This window comes from Tangfeifania diversioriginum (genome assembly GCF_900141875.1).
GTDB lineage: Bacteria > Bacteroidota > Bacteroidia > Bacteroidales > Prolixibacteraceae > Tangfeifania > Tangfeifania diversioriginum.
The window spans coordinates 20,982-27,455 of record NZ_FQZE01000044.1 but is presented as its reverse complement, the minus strand read 5'-3'; the positions used below and the strand labels follow the sequence as shown (position 1 = coordinate 27,455).

Sequence of the window (6,474 nt, the reverse complement as noted above, 5' to 3'; positions counted from 1 at the left end):
TAATCCAGCTGATAACCTTTCTTTGCAGGAAGCAAAAGAATACTATCGAAAGTTGGATAAATAATTATTCTTGTGGAAATCAGGATAAACAAAACTTTTTGAAAGACTCCTGCATAGAAAAGACATGTATAAATTTTACCCGTAATAATTTCCCACTGGAAGATACTTTAAACGCTGAATTTTTTCAATGGTATTAAACTTTTGGGTTCTGCCGACTGGCGGAAACCGCGGCAAACTCACAACAAATAACAAGCTAACAGCAATAACAATAATATTATGAACATTCTCAACCTTATAGGCCGCGAAAATGAACTCTTCACCGAAGACATTGCCAGCCACGAAAAAGAACTTTCAGAAATCGTAAGTTCTTCAAGATTTTTGGTAATTGGCGGTGCCGGCTCCATCGGACAAGCGGTTACCAAAGAAATCTTTAAACGTAATCCACTGAAACTCCATGTAGTCGATATAAGCGAAAACAACATGGTGGAACTGGTGCGCGACATACGCAGTTCGTTTGGATACATCAACGGCGATTTCCAAACTTTTGCACTCGATATTGGCTCTGTGGAATACGATGCGTTCTGGAATGCTGATGGAAATTACGATTATGTACTCAACCTTTCAGCACTAAAACATGTGCGCAGCGAAAAAGACCCGTTTACGCTCATGCGTATGATTGATGTAACCATTTTCAATACTAAAAAAACCGTACAGCAATCCATTGACAAAGGCGTAAAAAAATACTTTTGCGTTTCCACCGACAAAGCCGCTAACCCGGCGATGTGCTAAGGACCGAAGCCGACGTGACCAATTTAGTTGAAAACTTTGGCTACAAACCAAATACACCCGTACAAAAAGGAATTGAAAGGTTTATTAAATGGTACAAATCATATTTTACAACAGAATGAACCTGATAGCACTCAACCAATCCTCCCCCGTGGGGGAGTTAGAGGGGGCTTCCGTACAAAAAGGAATTGAAAGGTTTATTAAATGGTACAAAACTTACTTTACTCCGTGAAATAAAATCGAAGATTTTGATGCGTAGCATCATTTCACGGGGTGAATCCTGTGAAATAAATCTGCGATTTAATGCTTCGCATTATTTCACAGGGTTTAACTTTGAACCATAAACAAATGGCAAAACAAAAGTTCATAATAGATTTGAAAGCTGTTTTGGAACTCGGCGAAGGCCAGTTCATCGAATTTAAAGAATCGCCCGATAAAAGCCTGCCAAAAGAAATGGTTGCATTCGCCAATGCATCAGGCGGGGTGATATATTTGGGAATAACCGATTACGGTCAAATAAAAGGCATTGAAACATCAAACAGGCTGAAATCGCAAATACAGGATACTGCCCGCAATTGCGACCCGCCTGTTGCGGTGCTATTAAAAGCCTTATAAATACATCATAAGTTCAAAAATCCGGTGCATTCATTTCAACGACGACAAACGTGTTGAAATTCTCGATAAAAAAGAGGTTGATCGCGGTATAATTGGAAATATCGAATATGCTATTACATACCTGAAAGAGCTCGTACCGGTTAGATTTGAGATTAAAGATTTAAAACGAGATGAATTCCCGGAATATCCAATCGAAGCTTATCGCGAGGCAATTGTTAACGCAGTTATCCACTTCGACTACTTTTTAGGTGACACAATTGCCATCGAAAAACTTAAAAGCAGTATCGTTATCAATAATAAGGGAGAATTACTTTTTCCCAAAAGCGAATTTGGCAAAAAAAGCGAAGCCAGAAATCGTTTGCTGGTTGATTTACTGGCACGAACCGATTTTATGGAAAAAGCCGGCACCGGTATTAAACGCGTTACCAATGCTTGTGTTGAAAATGGCAATGAGATTAATTTTGAATTCTCCGATTCTTTTTGGGTAACCATAAAATCAAATGGTACCGATAAGGTCACCGATAAGGTCACCGATAAGGTCACCGATAAGGTCACCGATAATCAGCAAACAATAATTCGTGTGATAAAAGAAAACGATAAGGTAACTACATCGGATTTAGCCGAAATTGTTGGCATATCACAAAGAAAAATTAAAGAAAACATTGCAAAACTAAAAGAATATGGTATCATCGAACGAGTAGGCCCCGCAAAAGGAGGCCACTGGCAAATTATTGAACACGATTGAAATGGATAGATTTATTAAATGGTACTAAACCTGTTTTTTTTATTAGCATGAACATCCTAAACCTTATAGGTAGAAATAATGAACTCTTCACCCAAGACATTGCCAACCACGAAAAAGAACTTTCCGAGATTGTAAGTTCTTCCCGGTTTTTGGTAATTGGCGGTGCAGGTTCCATCGGGCAGGCCGTTACCAAAGAAATCTTTAAACGCAGCCCGCGAAAACTGCATGTGGTCGATATCAGCGAAAACAATATGGTGGAAGTGATACGCGATATTCGCAGTTCGTTTGGTTATATTGTTGGCGATTTTCAAACCTTTGCACTCGATGCTGGCTCTGTGGAATACGATGCGTTCTGGAATGCCGAAGGAAATTACGATTATGTACTCAACCACTCATCTTTTAAAGCATGTGAGCAGCGAAAAAGGAGTGAAAAACACTTCTGGGTTCCACCCATAAAGTGGCCAAGCCTGCCAACGGATGGGCGCTTCCAAATGAATCATGAAAACCTGCTAGATAATCCTAATTTAAGAGCAGAAAGAGCTGAAAAAGGATATAAACGTGCTGTTGAAATGTTTGCGCATTCTAATAAGGAAATTCGGGAGAGTTTATTAAATGCTTATCATAAGGTGATAGAAGAATTTTATAATTAAAAAGTAATATATAATGGAAAAAGCATTAGTTATAGGAGGAGCTGGATTTATTGGCTCTAACGTTGTGAAAGAATTATTAAAAACAGGTAATTACACAGTTAAAGTTTTTGATAATTTATCTACTGGTCAACTAAAGAATTTAAATGGTCTGGATTATGAATTTAATAATGGGAATATTTTGGATTCAGAAACTCTCAATTATGCATCGAAAGATATTGATGTCATATTTCATTTAGCAGCAAATATAGGTAATATCAAATCGTTAAATGACCCAATTTTCGATTCAAATACCAATATAATAGGAACATTAAATGTTTTATCCGCTGCTAAAAAAAACAATATTCGTAAAGTTGTATATTCTTCATCTGCAGCAATATATGGAGAACTCCTTTATCAACCCATTGATGAAAATCATCCATTAGAACCAGAATCACCTTATGGAGTAAGTAAATTAGCTGCTGAAAAACATTGTTTGTGGTATGGAAAACATTACAATATTGACACAGTTTGTTTAAGGTACTTTAATGTTTATGGGATCAACCAATATTCTGATGAATATGGTAATGTTATTCCAAAATGGGTTGATTTATTATTAAATAATGCTCCGATTAAAATATATGGGAATGGCTCTCAAACCAGAGATTTTGTTAATGTTAGAGATATTGCAAAAGCAAACGTGCTTTCAGCTAGCAAAAAGCAATTGAGAGGTTTTTATAATATCTCATCAGGGGAAAGCATAACTATTAAAGAACTTGCATTAAAACTAAAAAGAATTTTTGATAAAGAAATTGAAATTCAATACGAAGATTTTAGACCAGGAGAAGTTAAGCATTGTAAAGCAGATATTACAAAAGCTCAAAAAATTCTAGGATTTAAACCAGCCGTTGAGTTGAATCAGGGACTAAAAGAATATGTTAACTGGATAAAAAGCCAGAAAATTTAAATATGACAAAAAATATTTTATTTGTTGCTGATGGTTACCCATTAAGTAAAAATGCTGGTGCCATTTTATATCGCAGGATAATGGAAGTATATGGCATTGAAAATTTTTGCTATTTTGCCATTGGCTACACGACAAGAGAAAAATGGCCAAATGAATTTCAAAGTATGCAAAAAGAACAGCATTCTTTGAGAGTTTGGCCAAGAATTAGGGGATTAAAATATCTAAAAAAAATTCCCTTTATTGAAGAAATCTTTTATTTTGCCAAAATTCCCTGGGTTCGATATAAACTCAAACGGTTTGTAAAGAAAAATAAGATTGATACAGCATTTATACTTCTGCGTGCCGACGTGCTATCAATCTTAAATAAATCGATTTATAAAAACATAAAACAGGTTGGGTTCATTTCAGATACTATAGAAGCAGAACAATTTGATAAGCCAAAAATTTATAAGTTTAAAAAAGATAATTATTATAAGGCAATACGAAATTTTGACAGTATTCACGTAGCAGGAGAAACTATGGGAAATTATATTAGAGATAATTTCTCTCAAAAAACTGCTATTTTAAGACTTGGATATGAGAATAATATACCTAAACTTTCTAAAAAATTAGAATTGAATTCTGAAATTCGCATTTTTTTTGCTGGTTCAGTATATACCAAAAATGAAATAGAGAGTTTTGTACAAGCTCTGGATCTTTTTCAGAAAAGACATTCTGGGTTTAAACTCGTTTTTATTACTGCTACAGAATATCAAATAAAACATCAGTGCAACAATATTAAGATTGAAAATTTGGGTTGGAGAAGTGAGCAAGAATTAATAGAACACATGCAAAATTCTCATTTAGGTTATGTAGCCTATAAATTTGATAATGAAAGTAAGCATCAAATGAGTTTTGCTTTTCCAAATAAAATTGGTTTTTACATATCTACTGGTCTTCCAATATTTTTTCATGGCCCTGATTATTCCTCGGTTGGAACGTTTTTGAAGAATTATAAATGTGGTATCCATTGTGCATCAATGGAAATAAACAAAATCGCACAACAACTTGAAACCGTTCTGCTTGACAGGAAATTTTACAATGATTTACAAAACGAAACCCGTGTCGCCTTTAAAAACGAGTTTTCGTTAGAAGTTTTAAAACAGAATTTTAAGAAGTTGATTGAGTAAGAAAAGTATTAATAAACTATATTTAATTGAAAACATCTGACAGAGTAATTTTTAATACAATAGTGTTGTATGGAAAACTGATTGTTGTATTAATTATTGGGTTGATAAGCACACGGTTGGTTTTATCAGCTTTAGGGGAGACGGATTATGGTATTTATTCTCTTGTTGCAGGAGTTGTTGGCATGCTTGCTTTTTTGCAATCTACTTTGTCAAGTGCTTCGATGAGGTTTTTGGCTTATAATCTTGGTAAAAATGATGAGCACTATTTAAAAAGGACTTTTAATACAACTTTATTTCTACATTTATTTCTGGGAGTTATTTTAGTCATAATTATGGAAGTTGGAGGCTATTTTATGTTTGAATATTTTTTAAACATACCACTCGATAGAATTAGTGCAGCTAAAGTTTTATTCCACTTTATGGTCCTTTCTACTTTTGTTACTGTAGTTCTGGTTCCTTATGATGCTGTTATGAATTCTCACGAAGATCTATTCATGCTTTCAGTGTTCGATTTAATTGGCAATTTTATTCATTTAGGAGCTGCAATTTATTTAACCATTGCCAATACAAGATTATTGATTACCTATGGATTTTTCATGTTTATATCGCAACTTGTTCAAAGAGGTATAAAAATGTTTTATAGTAATAAAAAATATAAAGAGTGTGTATTAAATTTTAAATATATAGATAAATTACAAATTCGATCAATTCTCTCATTCAGCTCATGGAGATTAGTTGGGTCTGTTGCATCTGTAATTGCAAGTCAAGTAAGAGGAGTCATTATTAACGTTTTTTTTGGTGTTAAACTAAATGCCGCAAATGGCATTGCCCTGCAAGTTTCTAATCAAATAAATAACTTATCTACCAGTTTAACAAGAGCTATTCGGCCGCAAATTATTAAAAGTGAAGGACAAAGTGATCGTGAGCGAATGCTGAGAATAACATCTCTTGCGACTAAATATTCTGTTTTATTATTTTCTTTATTTGCAATTCCAATTTTTTTCGAAATGGAATTTTTACTGAATTTATGGTTGAAAGAAGCTCCCGATTACACCTTGATATTTTCAAGGTTAATAATAATTGGTTTATTTGTTAGTAAATTAACTTTTGAAATTGGAACTGCCATAAGTGCTGTCGGCAGAATTAAAGAAGTAACATTAGTTGAAAGTGCAATTATGGTATCAGCTGTTGTTTTGTCGTATTATTTTTATACATTAAATTTTCCACCTTATACAATTTATGCTGTTAGTATAATATTTGGTTTTTTTACATTCGTTGCTAATCTGTATTACGGTAAAAAAATAGCTGGTTTAAACATACTCGAATATTTAAAAAGTTCACTTTTACCTTTGGTATATCCCATTTCAATAAGTTTGGCTTTTGTAACTTTTATTTATTATTCTTTAGATATGGGTTTTTTACGTCTATCTCTTAATACAATAGGAGCTGTTATTTTGTTTCTTATTTCATTTCGATTATTTAGTATAAACCAATGGGAAATTCAAAAGTTTAACAGTTTAATACAAGTAATAAAAATGAAAATCCGTACTTTCATTAAATAATATT

The 6,474-nt window shown here is 33.5% G+C and carries 8 protein-coding genes; all 8 read left to right on the top strand.

Annotated features, from left to right (window positions below; all coding sequences use genetic code 11):
* On the top strand, positions 1–197 hold a 197-nt coding region (locus BUC07_RS21175; protein WP_217652742.1), incomplete at its 5' end, for a hypothetical protein.
* A gap of 79 nt (positions 198–276) precedes the next feature.
* Complete coding sequence (locus tag BUC07_RS18995; protein WP_217652741.1) at positions 277–789, top strand: polysaccharide biosynthesis protein; 513 nt, start codon at positions 277–279, stop codon at positions 787–789.
* Between the two features lie 345 nt (positions 790–1,134).
* On the top strand, positions 1,135–1,401 hold the full coding sequence (locus BUC07_RS18990; protein ID WP_175552576.1) for an AlbA family DNA-binding domain-containing protein: 267 nt from the start codon (positions 1,135–1,137) through the stop codon (positions 1,399–1,401).
* Between the two features lie 4 nt (positions 1,402–1,405).
* Positions 1,406–2,146 carry an ATP-binding protein gene (locus BUC07_RS21375; RefSeq protein ID WP_317039653.1) on the top strand — a complete coding sequence of 247 codons (741 nt, stop codon included), beginning with the start codon at positions 1,406–1,408 and terminating at the stop codon, positions 2,144–2,146.
* A 47-nt stretch (positions 2,147–2,193) separates the two neighbouring features.
* The gene (locus tag BUC07_RS21170) at positions 2,194–2,796 is read left to right on the top strand and encodes a polysaccharide biosynthesis protein (protein ID WP_217652740.1); all 603 of its coding nucleotides are present in this window, start codon (positions 2,194–2,196) and stop codon (positions 2,794–2,796) included.
* A gap of 13 nt (positions 2,797–2,809) precedes the next feature.
* A complete protein-coding gene (locus tag BUC07_RS18975; RefSeq protein WP_073173628.1) occupies positions 2,810–3,739 on the top strand; it encodes an NAD-dependent epimerase/dehydratase family protein in 930 nt (309 codons plus the stop codon).
* A 2-nt stretch (positions 3,740–3,741) separates the two neighbouring features.
* A complete protein-coding gene (locus BUC07_RS18970) occupies positions 3,742–4,908 on the top strand; it encodes a glycosyltransferase (RefSeq protein ID WP_073173626.1) in 1,167 nt (388 codons plus the stop codon).
* 26 nt (positions 4,909–4,934) lie between these two features.
* Entirely contained in the window at positions 4,935–6,470 is a 1,536-nt protein-coding gene (locus BUC07_RS18965) for a lipopolysaccharide biosynthesis protein (RefSeq protein WP_083578350.1), read from the top strand.
* Positions 6,471–6,474: the final 4 nt, after the last annotated feature.